Below are 24,194 nucleotides of genomic sequence, written 5' to 3' on the forward strand. Positions count from 1 at the left end.
CCCCCGCCACCGCCCTTCGCGCGCGCGATGCCACCAAAGGCGGCGTATGCGATGCTTGCACCCAAGGCCGAAAGCAATACACGACGAGACGTAAACACTGTTCGATCCTCCTACAATTTCTGTGAAACTTCGGAATTTGATAATCGAAATGCGACACGCACGCGACTTCCACCCGCAAGACGAGAGGGGTCCTTAAGCGATGCTACCGTAGTGTTTAATTGATTTGCGAGTTCCGCTTTAGCTTAACTTCGTCGACAGAAAAATATCGGATTTTACAATTTTGGCTAAGAGGAATTTCAGTGCCCAAATCGAAATCTCAACCTGTCCTGCCTTGAGCGATTTGCTGATATAGAGTGTAGTGCCTCCGCTCCCGACCACAGTTCCTTTGGCGGGCTTGGAAATTGCGGGGCCCCCATCTCACCGATACATTCAGTCTTCAACTTGAGCTTGGGGTTTGCAAGGAAATCAGCAACTACTTTCGACCCGCACGGATCGGAATCTATGACATCGTGTCCGATCCCCCGAAAGACCACCACCTGGCCGAAAGGAAGGGTCTTCGCCGCGTGGTCCGCCCATGCTGTCGGCGTTGCTGGATCATATTCTCCCGACAACAGAAGAGTGGGTATGTCAGTGCGGCGCGGCTGCACCTGCGATGCTGGCCCGTTCTCAAGCATCCAAAGAGGGCATGCCCAGGAGTAGTCGTTCAGCTCAACCCATTTCGACCAGTATTTGTCCTGCTTGCCATTCAGATCGGGGAGATCGCTGTCGGAACAACTTACAGAGAAGTCCATACCTTGGGAGATCTCCAGGTCGTCAGCATCGAAAAGTATCTCCGCCAGGGGTCTGAAATCCTGTTTGTATGTCCTCTCGATCAGCTCCGGCAGGGTCAGGAGCGCATCGCGATCGTATAAAATGCCGAATATAAGCTCGAGGAAATCTGCCCCGGAGACATATGTGTAGCGCGCCTCTTTATCTGTGCTGCGCAAGAGCAACGGCTGTCGATCCAGCTGTCTTGCAATAAGCTGAACAGCATTGGATATCCCATTCATGCATCTGTTCGCCGCCTCACAGTCTCGCTCTAGCAATTTTAACGATCGGTCGAGATTCGGCCCATCTTCGTTCAGGTAATTGATGTCCAGAGGAACAACTGAATCCAGTATACTAGCCGAGACCCCTTCGGGGTGCTGGTTCATCACTTCGAGTGCAAGCCTGGTGCCATACGAGACGCCATAGAGAACCCACTTTTCTATCCCGAGAGCCTTCCGAAGGTCATCAATATCCTCCGCATTCTCCTCAGTGTTGTAGGCATCAAGATCAATGCCCTTTGCGATCAACGCCGTCCTGCATGCAAGAACTTCATCTTTTTTGAGCTTGCTAAAGGTGGCTTCGACCTCAACGCTCGAGAGAATGGCGTTCCAATGATCGGGCTTGAAATATTGAGAACAGTCCAAGGCGGGAGCGGACTTTCCGATACCCCGCTGATCAGCGACGATTACTCGGCGTCCGATCATCCAACTCTGGGCGCCGATGAATTCCCACCATCCATCGATGTCGTCGCTATTGGCAATGTCGGTAGGCTGCCCCGGTCCTCCTGTGAGAAACACCACCGGTTCGTGCCGTTCGCGGTCCGGTTCGAATACGACCACGGACAGGACGACCTCGGTACCACCCGTCTTCTTTCGATTTTCTGGAACATTCACGGTCCCACACGTCATTGCCCGATCCCGCGGAATTTCGAACCAACAGCTGGTTTTCTTGAACTCACCCGCAGTGAGTTCCCCACCCCCCAGGCAAATGAGGAACGCAACCGACGTGACCACGAGAAGAAAACACCAACCTGGTTTGATGTACGCGCGTCTAAACACGGTAGACATCTCGCCCCTCATTTATAAGTATATGAAAACTGCTCGATTACGGATCGAATATTCTTCGCGTCATCGACAAATCAGGAATAAAACGCCCGTAATCACGGCTTCGTTATTTATTCAAGACGGAGAGTCTTCCCTCCGGCATTGCCAAGGAACAATTCCGTGTTTCAGAAAAATGGCAGGAAAAAACCTACCCTGCACGCAGCCTAAACGACTCTCTCCATTTCGTGTTCCCAAGCGATATTGGGTTACTCCAACACAAAATTGGAAACAAGCTCGACAAACCGGGGATTATATTAGCGCTTTTGATTGAGCCGTGCGCGAGACAGTTGGTCAGCACTGCGCTTATGTAAGCCGTGTTTTGCGCTACATTGCTCATCCGATTTTGCGCGGGTGCTCGCACCCTCCTCCTTATGGTGGATTCCCATTCTTTAGCATTAACGCATATAAAGACCGCGCTTCTGCACTCACGATGGGAACACAACCATGCGGAATCGAAAGTCACTCCAACTGGCGCTTTTGGCTTGTATATCGCTTTTTCTCACCGACGCCGCTTTAGCGAAAGATGCCTACAAGACACCCTGTAGAGCGGACGCCAAGCGGGTGTGCCACATGGACAACGAAGTTAAGGCGCAAGGCTGCCTTAAACAGCACCTCAGCGAAGTCACGCCGGCTTGCAAGGCCTTTCTCAGTAAACAATGAGATGGCCGCGGGTCCTGTAGCCCGATTGCGTGCTCCGATGGTGAGATTGCTCGCCGCGGGGTCTCACGCGATGGCACGATGAGCAAGGCGGACACCGTTCGCCCTGCCGGCATTCTGGTCCCGTTCGCTCCAACCGGGCGCCAGTCACGGCCCCGCCAGTTGCGTCGACATGCGCGAGGATGGCCGGATTGACGAAAAGTATCAAAGGCCAGCGAGCGGCCGCTTGTCTGTCTGACAGCCTGCCTCAGCCCACCCTGACCACGAAATGCTTCGTCACCGGCTCGATGATCTTCCAGGTTCCCTTGAAATCGGCTTCCACCACGAAGGCGTCGCCGGGGCCGACTTCGACCGGCGTGCCGCCGTCGGGCGTGATGATGATGCGGCCGGCGATCATGTGCACGAACTCATAGTCGGTGTAGGTGGCGTGATAGGTGCCGGGCGACGCGCGCCAGGTTCCGGAGATCACCTTGCCGTCCGCGGTCGTGTGCTGGACTGCGGTTTGCATCGTCGGCCGGCCCTCGACCGCGATCCAGCCAGGCAGGTCGCCGGCTTCCGCGTGTTCGACGGTGCCGAATTTCAGGATCGTCTTGTTCGTCATGCCGGGGCTCCGTTTTGCTTCGCTGTCGCACCGTCGGATAGCCGTTACGCGTGGCGTGGGCAATGCCGCCAGGGGGACCAGGGCAACCAATCCGGGTTCACCGGCGCCTTCGCACTGTTTGACGGAGCTCTGAACGAAAAAACCCGCCTGCTCGGCGGGTCCCTGGCGCGACTCAGCACCATAGGCAATTTGTAGCATTAACTGCCTTCACAGTCAATGAAGCTGAGTTCGCGGCCTTGCACCAGGAACCAGGCGCGTCCGCGCCTGGGGTGGGCGATTTGGCAATTCCTGCTGCTCCTCAGTCTGAAATCCTCAGGGCTTGTGGCGCGCCGCGACGAGTTCCGCCTTGCGCCTTGCCGTTTCCATTCCCAGCCCGATGAAGGCGCGCGCGTGCTTGGCCAGCGCCATGTTGTCCGTCCACAGATTACGCCAGATGGCGGTCTTCTTCGACAGGTTCTCGTCGACGATCTCCGAGGAGAAGGATTCGAAGCTGAGATCGTCGGCATAGCCGATCGCCGTCAGCGCATCGAATATCGCGGCGAAGTCGATATTGCCGGTGCCGAGGAAGCCGCGATGGCTCTCGCCGATATGGACATAGCCGATCTTGCCGGCGGCATGGCGGATGGCCAGCCCGACATCGGCCTCCTCGATGTTCATGTGGAAGGTGTCGAGGTGGAGAAAGATGTTGTCGGAGCCGGTGTCCTCGATGAAGGCCAGCCCTTGCGCCGCAGTGTTGAGCAGATTGCTCTCGAAGCGGTTGACGATCTCGAGGTTGAGCGTGACGCCTGCCGCCTTCGCGGTTTCGGCGACCTTGGCCAGCGTCCCGGCGCTGCGGTTCCACTGGTCTCGCGTCGGCGCCTCGGTCTGCAATCCGTGGCTGGTCGACAGGATACCGGCGACCTTCTGGCCGCCGAGGTCGCGCGTCAGGGCGATGGTGTCGTTGAGGATCCCGACGCCGCGCGCGGCGACCGCCTTGTCGGCGCTCGAAATGTCGCCGTCGACCGGCAGGCCGATGCTGATCGCCACGCCGAGGTCGAGATCGGCGATGCGCTTGGCGAGCCCGCCAATATCGACATTGGCGGGGTCGAGATAGGAGAATTCGATCAGGTCGAAGCCGGCCTCCTTGGTGTTGGCCAGCGTGCGTTCGAGCTCGGCCTGCGTCGAGCTCGCCGACCAGACGAAAGAGTGGATTCCGATGCGCGACATGATCGTCTCCGGTTTTGCGACGAAATGAGGAGGACGCGGCAGGTCAGCCCGGCCGCGTCCGCCTTGGACTGATCAGCGGGCCGCGGTCCAGCCCTTGTAGTCCTTCAGATTCTCGGCGGTGATCAGCTTCGGATCGAGCAGCACCACCGGCTCCGCCGGCTTCTTGCCGGCAAGCACGTCGGCGGCCATCGTCAGCGACTGGCCGGCCATCACGTAGGGATCCTGCGAGGCAGAAGCCTTGATCATGGACTTGCCGGATGCCAGTTCCTTCTCGATGTCCGGCGCGCCGTCGACGGCGGTGAAGATGAACTCCGAGCGGTTGAGCTGCTTGGCGGCGAGCTCGGCGCCGATCGCCGTCGGATCGTTGATGGCGAACACCGCGTCGATCTTGTCGAAACGGGTCAGCAGCGACTGGAACACCTTCAGGCCGCCGTCGCGCGAGCCTTCGGCGTTCTGGTCGTCGGACAGGATCTTGATGTCGGGATGCTGGGCAAGCACGTTCTTGCAGCCCTTCACGCGCTCCAGGATCGACGAGGACGCCGGACCGTTGAGGATGACGTAGTTGCCCTTGCCGCCAGTTTGGTCGACCAGATATTGGCAGGCCTCCTCGCCGGCCTTGACATTGTTGGTCATCACGGTGACGTCGGCGCCTGGCGCGGAGACGTCGAAGGCCGCGACCACGATGCCCGCCGCCTGCGCCTTCTTCACCGCGGGCGCGATCGCCTTGGCATCGACGGCGTTGAGCATGATGACGTCGACGCCGGCGGCGATGAAGGAATCGACCTGCGAGACCTGCTTGTTCAAGTCATAGTCGGCCGACACCGACGTCACCTCGACGTTCGGATTGATCTTCTTGGCCGCGTCCTCGATGCCCTTGATGGTGGCGACGAAGAAGGGGTTGCCGAGCAGGCCGACCGAGATGCCGACCTTGTTCAGGTCCTTGGCCGATGCCGGCGCAATGGCGACGGCCGCGAACGCGGCGCCGCAGAGCAGTTTGGCGATGGTCTTCATTACGCTTACTTCCTCCTGATGCCCCGCGCCTCTCACGGTGCGTTACACAAGCCGGTCTTTGATGCCGGCGACAAGGTCACTCACGTTCTTGCCCCTGCCTGGAGCCTGTAGCGGTCGAGGGCGACCGCCACGATGATGACCAATCCCTTGATGATGTACTGCCAGATGTCCGAGACGCCGGCCAGGATGAGCCCGTTGGACAGCACGGCGATGATCAGCCCGCCGATCAGCGTGCCCCAGATCGAGCCGACGCCGCCGACGAAGCTTGTGCCGCCCAGGATGACCGCGGCGATGGCGTCGAGTTCGTAGGACTGGCCGAGCTGCAGGCCGTTGGCGGCATAGAGCCTCGCCGCCGACATGGCGCCGCCGAGGCCTGCCAGCAGGCCGGACACGCCATAGACGAAGAGCAGCACCAGCGGCACCTTGATGCCGGTCAGCCGCGCCGCCTCGGCATTGCCGCCGACGGCATAGATCCAGGTGCCGAGCACGGTGCGCTTCAGCACCAGCCACGACACCACCACCACCGTCAGCGCGATGATGACCAGCCAGGGAACGCCGAACAGCGAGCCATTGCCGATGAAGTCGAACGGCAGGTCGGAGTTGAACACGGTCGTGTCTTCACCGAGCAGGCGGGCGACGCCGCGCACGGCGGTCAGCGATCCCAACGTGACGATGAAGGGCGGCAGCCTGATATAGGCGATGAGCAGCCCGTTGATGACCCCGAAGCCGAGACCGACCAGAATGGCCGCCGGCACGCCGAGCAGGCCCCAGTCCGGCACCAGCGACACCAGCACCGCCACCATTGCGGAAGCGGCAAGGATCGAGCCGACCGACAGGTCGATGCCACCGGTGAGGATGACGAAGGTCATGCCGGCGGCGAGCACGATGTTGATCGAGGATTGCTGCGTGACGATCAACAGGTTGGTGCCGGTGAGAAAGCGCGGATTGATGAACTGGAAGCCGGCCGCCAGCAACACCAGCACCGGCAGCATGCCGAGCGCGGCCAAAGCGGTGCGCAGCCGCCGGCTCCTGACCGCCGCCTGATCCACACTCGTCGTCGCGGTCGTTCTGTCGGTCATCCCTTCGGTCCTTCCTGGGCCGCTCCCGTCGCAAGTTCCATGATCGCTTCCTGGCGAAGCGCCTCGCCCCGGGACGCCGTCACCTCGCCCGCTATGGCGCCGTCGCGCATCACCAGAACCCGATCGGCGACGCCGATCACCTCTGGCAATTCGCTGGAGATCATCAGTATGGCGATGCCCCTGTTGGCGAGATTGTCGATCAGCCGGTAGATTTCCGATTTGGCGCCGACATCGACGCCGCGCGTCGGCTCATCGAGGATGACCACTTTGGGTTCGGTCTCCAGCAGGCGGGCCAGCAGCACCTTCTGCTGGTTGCCGCCCGACAGCGAACCGGCATTGGCCTGCGCCGAGCGGGTGCGGATCGAGAGATCGGCGACGGCTTTCGCAGCGCGCCTGTCGGCGGCGGCGAAGTCCCGCAAGCCGCCGGCGCGCGCATCCCTGGCCAGAACGCCCATGTTGATGTTGTCGGAAATAGACATGTCGAGGAACAGGCCGAGTTCCTTGCGGTCCTCGGTGAGATAGGCGATGCCGGCATCGAGCGCCTCGCGCGGCGAGCCGATGGCGATCGGCTTGCCGTCGAGCTCCAGCGTGCCGGCGCTGCGCCGGTCGGCGCCGAAGATGAGCCTGGCAAGTTCGGTGCGGCCCGAGCCGACGAGGCCCGCCAGCGCCAGCACCTCGCCGTGATAGAGGTCGAAGGAGCAGTCCTTCAGCAGCCTGCCGTCGGACATGCCGCGCACCGACAGCGCCACGGCGCGCTTTTCGCCCGGCGGGCGGTGATCCTTCTTGTAGAACGCCGAGAGATCGCGGCCGACCATCATCGAAACGAGCCGCGAGGCGCTGAGGTCGGCGCGCTCCAGCGTGCCGACATAGCCGCTGTCGCGCAGCACGCTGACGCGGTCGGCGAGCTGGTAGACCTCTTCCATGCGATGGCTGATGTAGATGATGGCGATGCCTTGCGCCTTCAGCGTCGCGATCACCTCGAACAGCCGCTCGGTCTCGCGCGAGGTCAGCGACGTGGTCGGCTCGTCCATGACGATGATGCGCGCATTGGTCGACAGCGCCCGGGCGATCTCGACCAGCTGGCGCTCGCCGAGTGACAGGCCGGAAACCAGGGCACGCGCCGAAAAGGAAACGCCGAGCCGGCCGATGATCTCGGTCGCGCGCCGGTTGCACTGGTCGCGGTCGACGATGCCGAAACGGCGCGGTTCGTTGCCGAGGAAAATGTTCTGCGCCACGGTCAGATTGGGCGCCAGCGACAGTTCCTGGTAGATCACCGCGACGCCGCTGGCGCGCGCCTTGATCGGATCGCCGGTCGCGGCGGGCATGCCATCGATCAGGATCTCGCCCCCGGGATCGGGACGATAGGCGCCCGAAAGCACCTTCATCAGCGTCGACTTGCCGGCACCGTTCTCGCCCATCAGCGCGTGCAGCTCGCCGGCCTGGACGGTAAGCGAAACATCCTGCAGGGCGCGGATCGCGCCGAACGTCTTCGAAATATGGCGCATTTCCAGCACCGGGTGGCGTTCCGCCCCCATGCCGGCTGTCTCCGTCCTGGCCTGCGCGCTCATCGGGCTGCGACCTTGCCGGCGGTCCCGGCGACCAGATCGCGCCAGCCGTCGCGGTAGCCGGCGAGGCTGGTGAAGCGCGCTGCTTTCACCGGCTCCGGCGGCTCGGCGGCGAATTCACGCCCGACGCTCTCGAAAGCCAGGGCCGCAGCGCCCGTGGCGCTGCCTTGCAGCGAAGCGCCCTGCATGAAGGCCTGCTCCGGCCGCAGCTGCGCCAGCAGGCTGGCGAGCAGGCCGCCAGTGTTGAGCCCGCCGTCGACGATCACGGTGTTGCTGGAATGGATGAGGTCGAGGCAGAGGTCGAGCATCAGCGCGACATAGAGCAGTGCCACGGCCGCACGCTCGCCGGCATCAGGCGTGCGTCCGACCAGCCGGCCCGAACGGCCGGGCATCGGCCCACCCGGCGCGAAGCTCGGCAGCGCCATCATGCCGGCATCGATCGCCCGCTGCACCGCCGCGCCTTCGACCGGGCCTTGCCAGCCGTCGCTGATGGCGGCGAATTCGCGCCCGCCCATGAAGCGGATGGTCGGCACCGGGCCGCCGTCCACATCGACATTGACCAGCATGTCGCGATCGCGGTCGAGCGCCTCGAGCGGACAGTTGGGATTGAGCACGATGACCCAGGTGCCGGTCGAAACCACTGTCACCGAGCCCAGCCCCTGCCGCCGATAGGCATGGAGCGCGGCATTCGAGTCGTGGACGCCGTTGTGGATGGCGAGCGGCCGCGACGCGCTGCCGAAGTCCTGCTCGCCGATGACAGTACCGGCACGCGCGAAGGCCGGCATCTGGTGGCGCCACCCCTCGGCGTCGACCAGTGAGGAAAAATCGTGACGACGCGGCGCCCACAGATGCGAATGGCAGCCGAGATAGGACACTTCGCAAACCGGCCTGCCGCCAAGGCGCCAGCTCCAATATTGCGGATAACCGAGGATCCATTTCGCCGTCGCGAAAGCGTCGGGTGCGGCCTCCTGCAGCCACAGCATGTGGCGGCCGTAGTTGAAACCGAGCGGCAGCCGCGGCGAGAACGTCTCGGCGTAGTCCGGAATGCGGCGATCGATCCGCGCGGCGATTTCGGCTGGCGGCTCCTGCTCATAGTCGAGGATCGGATGCGTCAGCGCCGCGTCGTCCACGAGGGCGAAGGTGCAGCCATGGCCCGAAACCATCACCCCTTCCACGCCATGGTTTTCGATCGCAGCGGTGACGGCGCCGAGCGCCCAATCGTGGAGGTCGGCCTCATCGAGCACGCTGAAGCCGCCTTGGCGCGTCCATTTCGGCTGGGTCCGGCGCTCGTCGAGAATGCGTCCGTCCTGGCCGAAGACGAACAGCTTCGAATTGGTCTTGCCGAAATCGAGCACCGCGACCTTCATGCGATGGCTCCCATGGTGGAAGCAATCCGCACCATGACGCCGGCATCCTCCAGCATGCGCGCGTCGGCATCGGAAAGACCGTCGTCGGTGACCAGCGTGCCGATGCGCGACAGGGGCAGCGCGACGTTACGGGCCTGGATCGACAGCTTGCGGCTGTCGGCCAGCACGACGATCTGGTCGGCGCACTGGCTAAGCTCGACGATCGAGCGCACCAGCAGCGGGTGCGATTCCAGCAAGCCTTCCTGGCCGATGCCTTGCGCGCCGAGAAAGAACTTCGAAGCGTAGAAAGGTGCCGGATGGGTGAGCGAGTGAATGATGCCCGGCTCGCGGTGCAGGTCGCCGCCGGCAACCGTCAGGCTGCAATGGCCATGATCGCTCAGATACGCCGCCAGCGGCATCGAGTTGGTGTAGAGCCGGATGCTGCGCTCGGCGAGCTTGACCCCGAGATGGAAACAGGTCGAGCCGCCATGCACGATGACCGCGTCGCCGTCGCGCACCATGTTCGCGGCTAGGTTGGCGATCTGCCGCTTGGCCTCGACCGCGAGGTCGCGATTCTCGTCATAGGGCCGGGCATAGGCGACGCCGGCCTGCGATGTACCGTCGAGCGCCGAAACACCGCCATAGACCTTGCGCGCCTCGCCCGCCTCGTCGATCCGGTCGATGTCGCGCCGCACCGTCGCGGCCGAAACGCCGAGCCGCTCCTGCAGCTCCCGCACCGAGGCGAAGGGGCGATCACGCAAGAGTTCGACGATCTGACGCTGGCGGCCGGAGTCGCTCACCTGTTTCCTCCAAAACGCCGTTCTGCGACGGCAGTTGGTGTAACTTACTCAACATTAGCTCGATTGCAAGCCGCAACTGACGGTATTCGATCACGGTTGACGGAACTCACTCTTATCTGCGATATCAACCCGTCGAATGCCCGACCACCGCATTCGACGGTTGGCGGATTGTTGGAGGAGATGCGTGATGGCGACCCAGGCGGATGCGCAGGAATTGGCGGCGCTGCGGGCGCTTTCGGCCGCCATCGGACAGGATCCGCATCTGACCCAGGCCGCCGGCGGCAACACCTCGCTGAAAGCCGGAGACACGCTGTGGATCAAGGCTTCCGGGACCTGGCTGAAAGACGCGCTCGCCGATGACATCATGGTGCCGGTGGCGATGGCGCCATTGCTCGAGGCGGTTGAACGACGCGACCCCGCCGCCGACCAGCCTCAGGCCTTCGCCATTGGCGCGCTCAACCCGCGCGGGCTGCGTCCCTCGATCGAGACCACGGTGCATGCCTTGATGCCGCAGCGCGTGGTCCTGCATGTCCACTGCGTCGACACCATTTCGCTTGCGGTGCAGGCCGATTGCGAGGTCCTGGCCGCGCGCCGGCTCGCAGGCATCCAATGGGCCTATGTTCCCTACCGCCGGCCGGGCCTGCCGCTGGCCCAGGGCATCTCCGAAAGGCTGCGGCCGGGCATCGATGTCCTGATCCTGGGCAATCACGGCCTCGTCGTCGCGGCCGAGACCGTCACCGGAGCGGAGGCGCTGTTGCGCCGCGTCACCGGGCTTCTGGCAAGGGCGCCGCGCGAAGCGGCCGCGCCCGACATCGCGGCACTGACCGCGCTTGCCGCAAACTCCGGCTACCGCTTGCCCATCGACACCGAGGCGCACGCGGTCGCCATCGATCCCGACAGCCGCCGCATGGCATCGGGCGGCAGCCTCTATCCCGACCATGTCATCTTCCTCGGCAAGGGTTCGGTGGTGGCTGCGCCCGGCGAGGACGTCGCCGCTGTCGTCAGGCGTCGCGGCGCCCAGCCCCTGTCGATCCTGTTTCCGGGGCTCGGCGTCCTGATGCGCGCCAATGCCAGCGCCGGCGCCGACGCCATGCAGCGTTGCCTTGCCGACGTGACGGCGCGGGTCGATGTCACGGCGACGTTGAATTACCTTACCGAGGCGGAGAACGACGAACTCGTCAACTGGGACGCCGAGCAGTACCGCCAGAAACTGAACGCCTCCGGTGGCTGACATGTCGCCCGTCGCCGGCTCGCCTCTCTCGGATCGCCTCGTCATCGGCGTCGATATCGGCACCTCGGGCGCCCGCGCCGTAGCCATGCGCCCGGACTTTTCAATTGCCGGCCAAGCCGCCGTCCGCCTCGACGCATTTGGCCAGGATCCGCGCAGCCCGGCGGCATGGTGGCAAGCGGTCCGGGCAGCGCTGGCGGAGTTGATTGCGGGCATCGACCGGACCACGGTCCGCGCCATCGCCGTGGATGGCACCTCGGGCACGTTGCTGCCGGTCGACGGTGCCGGACGGCCGCTCGCCGAACCGCTGATGTACAACGACAAGGTCGCCGGCGACGATATACTGGCCGCGATCGCGCGCGAGGCGCCGGCGGGCAGCGCCGCGCACGGCGCGACCTCAGGCCTCGCCAAGGCGCTTCGCTTCCAGCATCTGCCGGGCGTGGCGGCGGTGCTGCATCAGGCGGACTGGATCGCCGGACAGTTCTCGGGCCGCTTCGACGTCAGCGACGAGAACAACGCCTTGAAAACCGGTTACGATGTCGAGGCCCGCCGTTGGCCGGACTGGATCGCGGCGACCGGAATGCGCATGGATTTGCTGCCTGACGTCGTCGAGCCGGGCGACGTCACCGGCACGCTCACCGCGGCGATGGCGGATCTGTTTGGCTTGGGCCGCGACGTGATCGTCGTTGCCGGCACGACCGATGGCTGCGCCTCTTTCCTGGCGACGGGTGCGGCGGGGGTCGGCGACGGAGTCACGGCGCTTGGCTCCTCGCTTACCATCAAGATCCTGTCCGACCGGCCGATCTCGGCGCCGCGATACGGCATCTACAGCCATCGGCTGGGCAATGCCTGGCTGGCCGGCGGGGCCTCGAATTCCGGCGGCAAGGTGCTGGCGCAGCATTTTCCCCTCGCGCGCATCATCGAGCTCAGTGCCATGATCGACCCGGCGACCGAGACCGGCCTCGACTATTATCCGCTCGCCACATCGGGCGAACGGTTCCCGATCGCCGATCCGGCGCTCCCCCCGCGCCTCGTCCCGCGCCCGGTGGATGATGCCGACTATCTCAAGGCGATGTTCGAAGGCATGGCCGCGATCGAAGCGCTCGGCTATCGCCGGCTTGGCGAGCTCGGCGCGCCGGCGCTGACTTCGGTGCGCAGCGTCGGCGGCGGCGCGGCAAATCCGGCGTGGAGCGCGATCCGGCAGCGTAAGCTCGGCGTTGCGTTCTTGCCGGCTTTGTCGGACGAGGCCGCTGCCGGAACGGCGCGGCTGGCGTTGAAGGGTGCGAACGAGGCGGGGCTGCTATGAACCGGAAACTGGCTGAACGCCTCGACGGCATCGGACCGCTGGCGGAGCGCTACCAGGTCTTCCTGGTCGACCAGTTCGGCGTGCTGCATGACGGCTCGGCCCCCTATCCCGGCGCGGTGGCGGCCTTGGCGGCACTGAAGCGCGCCGGAAAGACCGTGGTGCTGGTCTCCAACTCCGGCAGGCGCGCCAAGCCCAACGAGGACCGTTTGCTGAGGCTCGGCTTCGAGGCCGGAAGTTGGGATCATTTCGTTTCCTCCGGCGAGGTGGCGTGGCGATCCTTCCACGAAATGGCGGGGACCGGAGCGTTGCGGCCCGGCACGAACTGCCTGTTGATCAGCCGCGATAATGACCGCACAGCGATCGAGGGCCTGCCTTTTGTGTTGACCGGAGCCGGCGATACCGCCAACCTGGTACTGATCGCGGCCAGCGAGGGCGACCGCTACGACCTGGACCATTATCGCCGCCTGCTGGCGCCGGCGGCGGCGCGAAAGGTGCCATGCTTCTGCACCAATCCCGACAAGATCATGCTGACGGCGGTCGGGCCTCGCTTCGGCGCCGGCGAGATCGCCGATCTCTACGAGAGCCTGGGCGGCAGCGTCACCCGCATCGGCAAGCCCGGCCCGGCGATCTTCGATGCCGCACTGGCGCTGGCCGGCGAGCCCGACCGTGCCAGCGTGGTCTGCGTCGGCGACAGTGTCGAGCATGACATAGCGGGCGGAAACGGCTCCGGCATCGCCACGGCGCTGGTCCTGAGCGGGATATTGGCGGACACTTCGGATCTTGTCGCTGTTTTCGACGAGGAGCAGGCCTGGCCGGACTACGTCACGGAGTCCTTCAGCTTCCGTTGACCGCCTCGAGCATGCGCCTTGCGCTCTCCTCGTCGGTGATCAGGATCGTCGGGGCGATCAAGTTCATGGCGCCGAGCAGCGCCGCTGTCTTCTCTTCGCCGCCGGACGTGAGAATGCGGATCGGCGCCTTGCGCAGCCGATCGACCTCCACTGACATCACATGGCTGTTGACGGGATGGTCGACCAAATCGCCATTGCGGTCGAAGAAATGGAACAGAAGGTCGCCAACGGCGCCACGCGCAACCAAGGCCTCGCGGTCCGCCTCCTTAAGAAAGCCGCCGCGAGAGAAGGTGGTGGCCGAAGCGATGCCGCCGACGCTCAGCAGAACGGCATCGAGCACGTTGGCCATCTCAAAAACTTCCTGCAGGCCGCAACGCTCGACCAGCGCGATCTTTGTCTCGACGCTGTCGACGACGGCCGGCGTCGGGATCAGATAGCCGTCGCCCTGGAAGATTTGGGCGAAGCGCCAGGCGAACTCGGCCGGGTTGTAGCGGCGCACGACGCCCACACCGCCCAGCAGCGAAATGACCTTGAAGTCGGTGAGCGATTTGGTGCTGATGAAGGGCAGGCTCGAGAAAAGCGTCTGACCCCAGCCGACGCCGACGCGCATGCCGGATTTCATCGTGTCGGACAGGAAAATCCCGGTCTTCGCGCTGATCGCGGGAATCGGATCGGCATTGGGCGCGGTCAGCGGCGCCACCAGCGCCTGCTTCAGGCCGAACGTGCGCTCCAGCGCGCGCTCCAGCCGCACGATCTCTGACAACTCGCTTTCGATGGTGATTTTCACCTCGTTGCGGGATCTCGCCTCCGCCAGCATGCGCACGATGGTGACGCGGCCGACGCCGAGCACGTCGGCTATCTCGTTCTGCGTCATCTGCTCGACGAAATACATCCAGGCGGCGCGGATCCGGAGGCGGTCCGTACGGCTCTCGTTGACGACCTGTTCGGGCGCCTCGGCCCCGCCGTTTTCGCTATCGCCCTGCCGTCGCCTGCCCAACTGTCTGTCTCCCCGCTCGGCGATGTAGGAGTCCCTCGCCGATTCTCCACGCTGGTTTAATATCGCCTATTGATCTACCAATCGATAGGAACAATGTAGGGTCAGCGGCCGGCTCTCGGCGGCCGAGGCCGGTAGACGTTTTCGAGGCGATTCGCGATGCTCCGACAAATCTCCAGGGATGTCCGCGTCAATTTGAAGGACCGGCTGCGCGACGTCCGCGACATCATTCGCCAGAGCCGCCACGACAGCGACAGCGAGGCCAATCTCGTGCGGGAAGCAACCAGCCATTTGCCGCCGTTCCCGGGCAAAGGCATCGAAGGCCTGCTCGGCCATGCCGCCAGTGCCGTCGACGAAGCCTTGTCGATCGCCGAATCCTTTGTCCCGCATGACCGCCCGACGAAGATCGACGGAACGACCGTGAAAGGCCTTGGCATCTATTTCCCGGCCGGCAACGAGGAACGCCGGTCGAGCGCCGAGCGCGTCTTCCGGCGCGACATGTACTATCTGACCAGGACCGTGCTCGCCGCCCTGAAGATCGACAATGCCCGGATCCACGAGGCGGATTTCGCCGCCGTCCACGCCGCCATGCGAAAACGCCACGCCGGTCTGCTGGCCGCGATACCCGCCAGACCCGGCCCCGCCGCGCTGCCGGCCGTCGCCGCTGCCTGTGCGGGGCTGCTGGTCGAGTGCCTCAACCACCGGCCTGTCCGCTTTGCCGAAGCCGAACCGGATGCAATCGGCGACCGGGCGCTGGACATAGCTTGCCTGGCCCCTGTCGTCCTGGCCTGCGGCCTGGCCACAACGGCCAGCGACGGTGCACCGGAGCCCGACATGCTGGAGACCGCTGTTCTGGCGGCCGGCATCCGTCACGACCGCATCGTCAAGGCCTGTGCCAAGGCGAGCCCGGTCGATGAATTGACACCTGTCTTCGCCACCTTGCTTGCCCATCTGCCCTAGCTGCCGGTTCCGGTCGGGACTATCGCCCGGCCGCCATGGACGTGATGGTCTTCTTGGCGCGCTGGATCGAGGCCGGGCTCATCGAGAGCTCGGTCAGCCCCATCTCGAGAAAGGCCGGGATGAGATCCGGGCGGCCGGCCGCCTCGCCGCACATGCCCACCATGATGCCGGCGGCCACGCCGGCCTTTGCGGTCAACTCGATCGCCGACATGACGGCCGGGTTGGCGACATCATTGAGCTTGGCCACGGTCGGGTTGAGCCGGTCGGCGGCCATGATGTACTGGGTCAGGTCGTTGGTGCCGATCGAGAAGAACGACACTTCTTTCGCCAGCGCCGGCGCGATCAGAACGGCGGCCGGCGTTTCGATCATCACGCCGAGATCGAACGCCGCATGCGGCACGCCTTGCGCCTTCAGTTCCGCCGCGCATTCGGCAACCAGGACCCGCGTCTGCCGCACCTCCGATATGTCGGAGACCATCGGCAACATCACCTTGATGTTGCCGTGCACGGCTGCCCTGAGCAGCGCCCGTAGCTGGCGCTTGAAGATGTCGGGCCGGTCGAGGCACATGCGGATGCCGCGCCAGCCGAGGAAGGGATTTTCCTCGTCGGGAAATTCGATGCCGGCGATCGGCTTGTCGCCGCCTATGTCGAGCGTGCGCACGATGACGGGATAGGGCGCGAATGCCTTGGCCAGCGCCGCATAGGTCTCGGCCTGCATGTCCTCGGAGGGCAGATGCATATGGCGCATGAACAGAAGCTCGGTGCGGAACAGGCCGACGCCCATGGCGCCGGCTTCCTGCGCTGCCTCGATTTCCTCCAGCGAGCCGATATTGGCGGCGACCTCGATGATCCTGCCGTCCGCGAGTTTGGGCGTCACGGTCTTGAACACGGCCAGTCCGGCGCGCTCCTTGGCCGCCGCCTGGACGCGGGCGGCGAAGTCCGCGCGGGTCGCCGCATCGGGGTCGACGATCACCTGCCCGCCATTGCCGTCCACGGCCACTTCGCGCGCGCTGCGCAGGGCATTGATCTGGTCGCCAAGGCCCAGCACTGCCGGAATGCCGTGCGAACGGGCGATGATGGCAATATGCGAGGTGGCCCCGCCATGGCCGCATACCACCCCGCCGATGCGCTTCAGCGGCGCCCGCGCCAGGTCCCAGGCGCCGATATCGTCGGCGATCAGGATGGCGCCTTCGGGGATATTTTCGAGGCTGGCGTCATCCTGGCCGAGCAACGCCAGACAGATCTGTCGTCCGACCGCATGCACGTCGTCGGCGCGCGCGTTGAGATAGTGATCGTCGACCGCGCTGAAATCGGCGGCAATGGTGGAGGCGGCGGTGATGACGGCCGAAACCGCATCGTTTCCGCTTTTGATCGCCTCCTCGGCCTCGCCGGTCAGGCTGTCGTCGGCGGCGATGTCCCGCAGCGCCGCGATGATGCCGCGATCTCCGGCGGACAGGGTGTCCTGCGCCAGCGCCTTGTCCATGCGCGCCTGAACGGCGGCGACGGCGGCGCGGAACCTGTCGATCTCGCCGGCGATCTCCTCCGCCCGCAGCATGCGGCCCTGTCCAGCGATGTCAGGTGGAAAATGCGCGAAGGCAGGCCCGATGGCGACGCCCTCGCTCGCCGCGACGCCGCGCAAACCGGCCGCGCCTGAAACAGCCGGTACGGGTTCGGACGCCGGCACAATGTCCTCGCCCGTATTGGCGGCCGGTTGCGGATCGTCATCGTCGAGACCTGCCTTCGGATTCTCGAGATAGCCGATCAGCGCCTCGATCGCCTCGATGGCGTCCGCGCCATTCGCCCGCACGGTGACTTCCTGGTTTTCCTTCACCGCCAGCAGCATCAGCTTGACCGAGCTCTTGGCGCTGACCGCCTTGCCGTCCTTGACCAGCTCGACATCGGATTCGAAACCCTTGGCAAGCTTGACGAAGCGCGTGGCGGGACGGGCGTGCAAACCTTCATGCACTCTGACGATGGTCGAGCGTTCCATGGCAAATACTCTGTTGTGGCGCCGCGCCGACATGGGTCGCGGCGCGAATGCTTCAGGCGGCGATGGTGATGATCGCGTCTGTCTTCAGGGCGGCCACGAGCGCTTGGGTGTCGACCTGCGAAGCGCAGATCTCGCCCGGCCGCTCGGCCTCGGTGGCGCCATTGAACGAGATGACGACATGCCCCATCTCGAGCACCTTGCTCCAGGCGCTGGAGCCGACCGCCGTGATTGTCGCGGAAACAGGTCCAAGGGTGATCGACGCGCCCTTCTGTGGCGCGCCTTCGCTGGGCCCGAACTCCGTCTTGTGGAGCACGGAAACCTCGGCAAGCTCCGGCGGCGAGCCATCCGCGAACAGGATGAGCACGCCCCCTTCGGCAAGGTCCGCTACTTCAGGCCCGATGGAAGTGACCCGTGTTCTCAGCAGAACCGTCATATGGCGAACCTCATTTCCTTACTTTCCTCGAGGGGGTCACGGACGCCCGTGAACCCCTCTATCTCCGTGCTTTGGCGCAATTCCCAAGGGAAAGCGCTACGCGCCTTTTTCCGGGAAAGCCGTTTCAGGCTTTCCCGGAATTTGCTCAGAACACGATCAGACTGACGACCCAGGCGATCAGCACCGAGACCGGGCCCATGATCTGGCGGCTGATGAGAACCGCCGGGACGCCGATTTCGATCGTCTTGGGCTTGGCTTCACCGAGCGCCAGGCCGACCGGGACAAAGTCGCAGCCCACCTGGGTGTTGTAGGCAAACAGCGCCGGCAGCGCCATCGCCGGCGAAATCGTGCCGTTGGCGATCTGCGGACCGATGATGGCGACGCCGATGACCTGCGCGATGACCGCACCCGGTCCCAGGATGGGGGACAGGAACGGCAGGCCGCAGATAGCCGAGATGATCAGCAGGCCGACGATGTTGTTGGCGAGCGGTCCCATCGGCTGGGCAAGCACGTCGCCGATGCCGGTGTACAGGATCAGGCCGATGAGCATGGTCACGAAGGCCATGAACGGCAGCACGTTGCGCACCACCTGGTCGATCGTACGGCGGCCGGCATTGAAGAAGATGCCGACCACGCGGCCCATGACGCGGCCGATCGAGCTGATCAGGCCGATCAGCCCGCCTTCGCTCGGCAGCGGCCGTGGTGCCGCGGCCGCGGTGTTGTTGCCTGGACTCATCGATGCTGCTCCCCCCGCAGTGGTGACCGCCTCGGATCCGTCCGCCATCGTGACATTGGCCGGCTTCACGCCCGAAACGTAGATGTCCTCGGTGATGAACTGGGCGAGCGGCCCAGCCTGGCCGACCGGCGTCAGGTTGACGGTCGGGATGCGCTTGCGCGGATAGACGCCGCAGCGTGCGGTGCCGCCGCAGTCGACGACGACGACCGCCATCTCGCTTTCGATCGGCGGCGCCTTGAAGCCGTCGACGGCCGTGGCGCCGGTCATGTCGGCGATGAGCTGTGCCACGGGATGGATGCCGCCTCCGGTGACGGAGACGATCTTGTCGCGCTGTGCGGTCGGCTCGATGACGAGCGGGCCGCCCCAGCCCGTGGAGCCCCGGGAGATCCTTACGGCTTTGTATGTCTTGGCCATGATGTCCTCCCCGCCCTTACAGCTCGATGCCCTGGCGGCGTGCCATGATGGCGGTGATGCGCTCGGTCAGCATGCCCTTGAGCAGGATGACGACGAGGCCGACGATGGCGTACCAGATCGCCACCTTGACGTGATAGCCTCCGGCGACGACACCCCGCTTCTCGAGGTCGAGCAAGGCGACCAGCATGCCGCCCCAGACGAAGTATTCGCCGGGGTTGATATGCGGGAACAGGCCGAGCGGCGGATGCACGTAGGAGACAGCCGCGTCATAGAAGGCGGGCTTGTGCTTTTCTTCCAGGAACGATCCGAAGGTGTAAGCCATCGGATTGGTGAGGAAGAACACCGCCAGCAGAGGCAGCAGCGTATAGCGGGTCAGCGCGATCCTGCCGGCGCCGCGTGCCAGGCCGTGGACGCGCTCCTCGCCGACCAGTTCGGTGACGGCGTAGAAGGCGGTCATCAGCACCACCAGTGTCGGGATGATGCCGGTGACGAAGCCGGCGAACACTTCGCCGCCTTTCTGGAAGATGCCGATGAAGTATTTGCCGATTGCGGTCAGCCAGCCGAGTTGCTCTTCCTGCTGCACATTTTTCAGCTGTTCCTTCAGCTGATCGGCGGTGACAGGCGCGCTGTCGGTCTGCGCCTGCGCCAACACCACGAGATGATCGGTGGCATGCTCGACGCCGAGCCTGCCATGCCAGGCAGCATCCGAGACCATGGTGCCTGCAACATGCAGGTTATGCACGGCCATGTCGGCATGCTGCGCCAATAACGAAAATACAGACATTTCTCCTCCTTATGCCGCCCGCCGGTTGATTCCGGCCGGTGCGCGGCGTCCTCTAGGCCCTTGCTACGTTCAAGCCGGACAAGCCCGGCTTCTTCCCCGGCTCCGACCGTGCTTTGTCGATCTGTTCAATCGCCCGTTTCACGGCCTCGGCCACACCGGGTTCCCCCTCCCCCAAGATCGCAGGGTTGGACCGGAGTTGATCGAGGGGAACACCCTCGAATTGTTGATGTCGTTTGAATTTGGTGAATACCGAGCGCCCGCTCATGACCATCATGCGGCGCACGATCAGGTCCGGCGTCACCACGACGAGCGCGATGGTGCCCTTGGCCAGCCGGCCGCGAAAATTGCCGGCCCCGACGAAGCCATCCTTGTACTGGTCGGTGACGCCCCGGAAGACGTCCGAATAGTGCCGCATCTGCAGCCAGACGCCGAGCGACTGCAGCGCCCACACAATAACCAGCAGAAGCAGTCCCCACTGCCAAATCGCCATTCGGTTCTCCTCCCGAAGCCTTCATTGAACCGCATCTTGGACGGATGCGCGACAACAGCAAAGTGAGAACATTTGTTTCCGAGAATGTCAATATGTATGATATTGACCTCGGTCACGGTCATCCACAGGGCCGTCGGCCGATTTCGGCGACGGCACGGTTGTGCTAGCCTGTCGTCAAACGGGATATGTGAAATGGAACTGCCCTTCAGGGATGAACTGGCCCTTATGCCCGACCTTCGCCATCGGTTGCGGCAATTGCGCTGGTTCCGCGCCACGTTTCGCGGCAGCGCCAAGGTGGTGTCCGACACATTCGGCGTGCGCTTTGAAATCGACGAAGCCAGGCTCACAAGGGCTTTTCTCGACTGGGTCGAGATCATGGAGGCGCAGAAGCGTTTCGCCGCGATCGACCGCGCCGACTTCATCGTCTTTGCCGCCGGCCTCGTGCTGCGCGAACTGATACGGCAGGCGCCGGCCAGGGAAGTCTCCGGCCTCAGCCATCTCGTCGAGACCGAGCAGAATGCCGGCACGCTGGAAATCGTCCGCTTCTGGCCTGAGGGGTTCCTCTACACCAATTATTGCGTTTCGGTGATTTCGGCGATCTACGAGCAGGAATTCGGCTCAGCGCCCAGCATCGACAAATGCGCCGACGACCTGCGCACATGGTGGTCCTATCGCGAGAACGTGACCGAGATGCCGGCCTATGCCGTGGCTTTCCTCGACCGCTTCCTTGGCGCCGAACCGAACTGGATCACGCCGGATCGCGCGCAATCGCGGCAGGCCATGCAAAGGGCGCTTGGGTCGGCCCGGGCCAGCGATGCGCTACGCCAGCTTTGACAGATTTTGGCGCCCGACCACCACGCTATTGAACATTTGACTTTTTGCCGGTAGCAAAGTGCAAAACTCCGGGGAGAAGCGCGTGGCGCGATCAAGGCCTATCATTTTGGATTGCGACGGCGTTCTCGTCGACAGCGAACCGCTGGCCGCGAGGGCCTATGAGCGCGTCTATGAAAAGCACGGCATGCCGGGCGTGCACGGCGGCATCATCGCTCAGTGCATCGGCATGAAACAGTCCGACATCATCGTCAAAATCAGGGAATTGACCGGCCATCAGTTTCCGGCGGCGGCGGATGGCGACATCTGGACCGAGACCAGGATCCTGTTTTCGCAGGAACTGAAGCCGACACCAGGAATCGCCGCGTTTCTGGAGGCGCTTGAGGGCGACCGCTGCGTTGCCTCGTCGTCCTCCGTCGAGCGCATAAACCACAGCCTGGCAGTGACGGCGCTGGCACGGTTCTTCGGCGACGCAATTTACAGCTCCTCGATGGTTAAGAACGGCAAGCCCGCGCCGGACATTTTCCTGTTCGCCGCGGCAAAGATGGGCGCCAATCCGGCGGACTGCATCGTCATCGAGGATTCGCCCTTCGGTATCCAGGGCGCGGTTGCCGCCGGCATGACGGCGATCGGCTACACCGGCGGCGGCCACACCTATCCCGAGCATGGCGCGCGACTGAAGGCGGCCGGCGCCGATTTCGTCTGCACCGACTGGCAAGAGATCAGCCGGCAATTGTCCGGGCTCGGTGTCCCCGCCTAAGAGCTTGTTCTAGCGAGTGGGTAGTCCAAGCCGAACCCATTCGTCGGGCGGGATTACAGATCCGACACGTAGGCCGAACGACAAAACCCTGGTCACATCGCTGTCGACCTCGCAGCGGAAGCCCAGATGGTACCACGTGCCCGTTGCGCGGAAAGCGACATCCGGGGCGTTGAGAATATTGCCGGCCTTCAGCGGCACGCTTGGGATCAAGTCGGGGAAATAAGAGGCGTCCAGCAATTGCTGCTGCAATGCGCTGGCGCAAAGTTTGGCACCACGCTGGGCGCGCGGCACGCCGCCCATCGAGGTCGTGGCCAGCGCATCGCCGGTAGCGTCTTGCGAATAGAGCTTGCGAACGCCCGGAAGCCCGGAATAGCGACGCGACGCGGCACTGGCGACATCAGGGGAAGCTGGGTCTCCCGCGCTCCCCTTGGGGGACTTCGAGACCTTTGAAGAGCCGGGCTTCGGCGCATTTGCGGGTTTGGGCGTCGGCTTTTCAGCCGATATGGGAAGCTCGACCTCAGTGTCGCCGTCATCGGCGGCCAACGGCGGTGCCGCGGCCGTTTGCTTGTCGGCGTCGGGGGTTTCCGCCTCCTCAGCATCCTTCAGGGACTCGGCATCCTTCGCGGCGGTTGCCGGCTTCTCGCCGGCCTCGGGCAACTCTGCCGGCTTTTCGGTGGCCGCCGGCGCGCCAGACTTGGTCTCCGCAGGCTCAGGCGTCACGGGCGGCTTGGACGTCTCCTCCTTGGCAGGCGCTGGCGAACTGTCTTGAGCGCTGGCTCCGTCCAGGGATTTCCTGGGGCCGGCGTCCTTGTCGCCGAACTGAAAGACAGGTCTCAAGGTCTCGATCGGCGGCGTCTTGCGCGACTGCTTTTCGGGCGGTTCTTCAGGCTTCGTTTCCGGCGGCTTCTCGGCTTTGGGCTCCTTTGGCGGTGCGGGAGCAGGTTTCGGTTTTGGCTGATCGGGCGGAGGCACGAGCGCGACATTTACCGGCTGGTCCTGCTGCGGCTCCTGGGCTGGCCTCGGCAGGTTGTAGAACACCAGCGCTGCGAGGAGCGCATGCAGGATCAGCGATGCGGGCAGCGCCCACAACAGATCCCGACGCCGCTCTCGTGCCTCGTCCTTCATGCTGACCGATGTGGAATGAAATAGCGGCGGCTTCAAGCATAGGCTTTGGATTGATGCAATTTAACCGCTGCACAGCTCGGTGATCTGGATGATCCGCGCCGCTGCGCCGCCCGTCGAGGCGTTGGCACGGCTGGTCGAGCGACCGTGCCGTCCTGAATATTCGCAACGACCCTGTTCTGTGACGAGTGACTAGCCTTGCCGCTGGTGCTGGATCTCGTCCAGAAACTGTCCGTCCAGCGGCGTTTCGCCAAACCAGTTCAGCCGGTTGATGCTGACGAAGCCGGCATCGATCGCCTCGTTCTCGTCGCCCGGCTCACTTGCGTGAGCGCGCCCGCGCGGGACTGTGATGACGGTGCGATCGCCGTCGCTCTCCAGGATTTCAGCCTTGCGGCCGATCTTGTCGCGGCCGATGCGCGGCTGCCGGATCCCAGCCGGCAGCGAAGCCGGCAGGTTGATGCTGAGCCAATGGCCATCCGCCGCCCACTCTTCACGCGACCACCAGAGCGAGGCGATCAACGCGCCGAGCCACTCGTCGTCGACACCGCTGAAGTCCGGATTCTTCACCCGGGAAAAGCCGATCGCCGGAATACCCCAGAATGTCGCCTCGCGCGCAATGCCCAGCGTCCCGGAATAGGCAAGGTCCTCGGCGACGTTGCGCCCGTCATTGACGCCCGCCAGAACCAGGTCGGGCTTTTGGCCATCCGCGAACAGCCAGGCCATCGCACTCACCACGCAGTCGGCCGGAGTGCCGGAACACGAATACCAGCCGGGCTTGACGCGCCGCATGATCAACGGCCGCGCGATCGTCAGCGATGCGCCCGCGGCGGTGCGCTTGCCGTCGGGTGCCACCACCCACAAATCGTCGCTCAGGCTGCCGGCCGCCTTGACCAGCCGGGCAAGGCCCGGCGCCTCGATGCCGTCATCGTTGCAGATCAGGAGTCTCATGTCTCGTTTCCTCGGCGCACCGTGATGTTCTGGCCGGTGCGGCATTGCGGGCGCAGCGATGGAATATGGGCTTTCAGGTCGTCGAGGAGTTCGCTCGCGCAGGAATGACCGAGCGCCTCCGGGCGCCCTGCCTTCTCCCAGATACCGACATTGCCCGACAGGGTCGGGTGGGTGG

General features: G+C 64.2%; 22 protein-coding genes. 6 read left to right on the forward strand and 16 right to left on the reverse strand.

What is annotated here, in order from left to right; genetic code table 11:
• Positions 1–296: 296 nt before the first annotated feature.
• The 8 genes from LB545_RS30335 to LB545_RS30370 form a co-directional block, all read right to left on the reverse strand.
• Positions 297–1,874, reverse strand: a complete 1,578-nt coding sequence (locus tag LB545_RS30335) for an alpha/beta hydrolase (protein ID WP_181167443.1) — start codon at positions 1,872–1,874, stop codon at positions 297–299.
• 940 nt (positions 1,875–2,814) lie between these two features.
• Entirely contained in the window at positions 2,815–3,168 is a 354-nt protein-coding gene (locus LB545_RS30340; protein WP_140501578.1) for a cupin domain-containing protein, read from the reverse strand.
• A 312-nt stretch (positions 3,169–3,480) separates the two neighbouring features.
• Positions 3,481–4,374, reverse strand: a complete 894-nt coding sequence (locus tag LB545_RS30345; RefSeq protein WP_140584663.1) for a sugar phosphate isomerase/epimerase family protein — start codon at positions 4,372–4,374, stop codon at positions 3,481–3,483.
• Positions 4,375–4,446: 72 nt separating this feature from the next.
• The gene (locus tag LB545_RS30350) at positions 4,447–5,385 is read right to left on the reverse strand and encodes an ABC transporter substrate-binding protein (protein ID WP_140517934.1); all 939 of its coding nucleotides are present in this window, start codon (positions 5,383–5,385) and stop codon (positions 4,447–4,449) included.
• 80 nt (positions 5,386–5,465) lie between these two features.
• Positions 5,466–6,464, reverse strand: coding sequence for an ABC transporter permease subunit (locus LB545_RS30355; protein WP_140517933.1), 999 nt, complete (start codon positions 6,462–6,464; stop codon positions 5,466–5,468).
• On the reverse strand, positions 6,461–8,032 hold the full coding sequence (locus tag LB545_RS30360) for a sugar ABC transporter ATP-binding protein (RefSeq protein ID WP_140584662.1): 1,572 nt from the start codon (positions 8,030–8,032) through the stop codon (positions 6,461–6,463). The genes LB545_RS30355 and LB545_RS30360 overlap by 4 nt, the downstream gene beginning before the upstream one ends.
• The gene (locus LB545_RS30365; RefSeq protein WP_140650658.1) at positions 8,029–9,396 is read right to left on the reverse strand and encodes an FGGY-family carbohydrate kinase; all 1,368 of its coding nucleotides are present in this window, start codon (positions 9,394–9,396) and stop codon (positions 8,029–8,031) included. Before LB545_RS30365 ends, LB545_RS30360 begins: the two co-directional genes overlap by 4 nt.
• The gene (locus LB545_RS30370; protein WP_140558478.1) at positions 9,393–10,175 is read right to left on the reverse strand and encodes a DeoR/GlpR family DNA-binding transcription regulator; all 783 of its coding nucleotides are present in this window, start codon (positions 10,173–10,175) and stop codon (positions 9,393–9,395) included. The genes LB545_RS30365 and LB545_RS30370 overlap by 4 nt, the downstream gene beginning before the upstream one ends.
• Positions 10,176–10,362: 187 nt before the next feature.
• On the opposite strand from LB545_RS30370, the gene LB545_RS30375 reads away from it, so the two are divergent.
• From LB545_RS30375 to LB545_RS30385, 3 genes are read left to right on the forward strand one after another with little or no spacing between them, the layout of a single operon-like run.
• Positions 10,363–11,406, forward strand: coding sequence for a class II aldolase/adducin family protein (locus LB545_RS30375; RefSeq protein WP_140517929.1), 1,044 nt, complete (start codon positions 10,363–10,365; stop codon positions 11,404–11,406).
• Between the two features lies 1 nt (position 11,407).
• Positions 11,408–12,709, forward strand: a complete 1,302-nt coding sequence (locus tag LB545_RS30380) for an FGGY-family carbohydrate kinase (protein ID WP_140650655.1) — start codon at positions 11,408–11,410, stop codon at positions 12,707–12,709.
• Entirely contained in the window at positions 12,706–13,557 is an 852-nt protein-coding gene (locus LB545_RS30385) for a TIGR01459 family HAD-type hydrolase (protein WP_140650652.1), read from the forward strand. The genes LB545_RS30380 and LB545_RS30385 overlap by 4 nt, the downstream gene beginning before the upstream one ends.
• On the opposite strand, the gene LB545_RS30390 is transcribed toward LB545_RS30385, so the two are convergent.
• Entirely contained in the window at positions 13,544–14,554 is a 1,011-nt protein-coding gene (locus tag LB545_RS30390) for a sugar-binding transcriptional regulator (RefSeq protein ID WP_140501598.1), read from the reverse strand. The two genes, LB545_RS30385 and LB545_RS30390, sit on opposite strands and share 14 nt — an antisense overlap.
• Positions 14,555–14,710: 156 nt before the next feature.
• Here LB545_RS30390 and LB545_RS30395 point away from each other — a divergent pair, with 156 nt between their 5' ends.
• Positions 14,711–15,511, forward strand: a complete 801-nt coding sequence (locus LB545_RS30395) for a hypothetical protein (RefSeq protein ID WP_140501600.1) — start codon at positions 14,711–14,713, stop codon at positions 15,509–15,511.
• A gap of 19 nt (positions 15,512–15,530) precedes the next feature.
• On the opposite strand, the gene ptsP is transcribed toward LB545_RS30395, so the two are convergent.
• The 5 genes from ptsP to LB545_RS30420 form a co-directional block, all read right to left on the reverse strand.
• Positions 15,531–17,501 carry a phosphoenolpyruvate--protein phosphotransferase gene (ptsP, locus tag LB545_RS30400; RefSeq protein ID WP_140650650.1) on the reverse strand — a complete coding sequence of 657 codons (1,971 nt, stop codon included), beginning with the start codon at positions 17,499–17,501 and terminating at the stop codon, positions 15,531–15,533.
• 52 nt (positions 17,502–17,553) lie between these two features.
• Complete coding sequence (locus tag LB545_RS30405) at positions 17,554–17,934, reverse strand: PTS glucitol/sorbitol transporter subunit IIA (protein ID WP_224706271.1); 381 nt, start codon at positions 17,932–17,934, stop codon at positions 17,554–17,556.
• A gap of 145 nt (positions 17,935–18,079) precedes the next feature.
• A complete protein-coding gene (locus LB545_RS30410) occupies positions 18,080–19,084 on the reverse strand; it encodes a PTS glucitol/sorbitol transporter subunit IIB (protein WP_140501606.1) in 1,005 nt (334 codons plus the stop codon).
• 16 nt (positions 19,085–19,100) lie between these two features.
• Positions 19,101–19,868, reverse strand: a complete 768-nt coding sequence (locus LB545_RS30415; protein ID WP_140501608.1) for a PTS glucitol/sorbitol transporter subunit IIC — start codon at positions 19,866–19,868, stop codon at positions 19,101–19,103.
• A gap of 52 nt (positions 19,869–19,920) precedes the next feature.
• Positions 19,921–20,358, reverse strand: a complete 438-nt coding sequence (locus LB545_RS30420; RefSeq protein WP_140517924.1) for a transcriptional regulator GutM — start codon at positions 20,356–20,358, stop codon at positions 19,921–19,923.
• Between the two features lie 192 nt (positions 20,359–20,550).
• Between LB545_RS30420 and LB545_RS30425 the strand changes: the two genes are divergently transcribed.
• Positions 20,551–21,192: a hypothetical protein gene (locus LB545_RS30425; RefSeq protein WP_140517923.1), complete on the forward strand. Its 642-nt coding sequence runs from the start codon at positions 20,551–20,553 to the stop codon at positions 21,190–21,192.
• 82 nt (positions 21,193–21,274) lie between these two features.
• A complete protein-coding gene (locus LB545_RS30430; protein ID WP_224706273.1) occupies positions 21,275–21,949 on the forward strand; it encodes an HAD family hydrolase in 675 nt (224 codons plus the stop codon).
• Positions 21,950–21,958: 9 nt separating this feature from the next.
• Here the strand turns inward: LB545_RS30430 and LB545_RS30435 are convergent, their stop codons facing one another.
• Positions 21,959–23,074, reverse strand: coding sequence for a DUF930 domain-containing protein (locus tag LB545_RS30435; protein WP_140558489.1), 1,116 nt, complete (start codon positions 23,072–23,074; stop codon positions 21,959–21,961).
• Between the two features lie 189 nt (positions 23,075–23,263).
• Positions 23,264–24,019, reverse strand: coding sequence for a 5'/3'-nucleotidase SurE (locus LB545_RS30440; protein WP_224706274.1), 756 nt, complete (start codon positions 24,017–24,019; stop codon positions 23,264–23,266).
• Between the last annotated feature and the right edge of the window lie 175 nt (positions 24,020–24,194).

It is taken from the genome of Mesorhizobium sp. BR1-1-6 (genome assembly GCF_020165355.1).
Classification (GTDB): Bacteria; Pseudomonadota; Alphaproteobacteria; order Rhizobiales; family Rhizobiaceae; genus Mesorhizobium.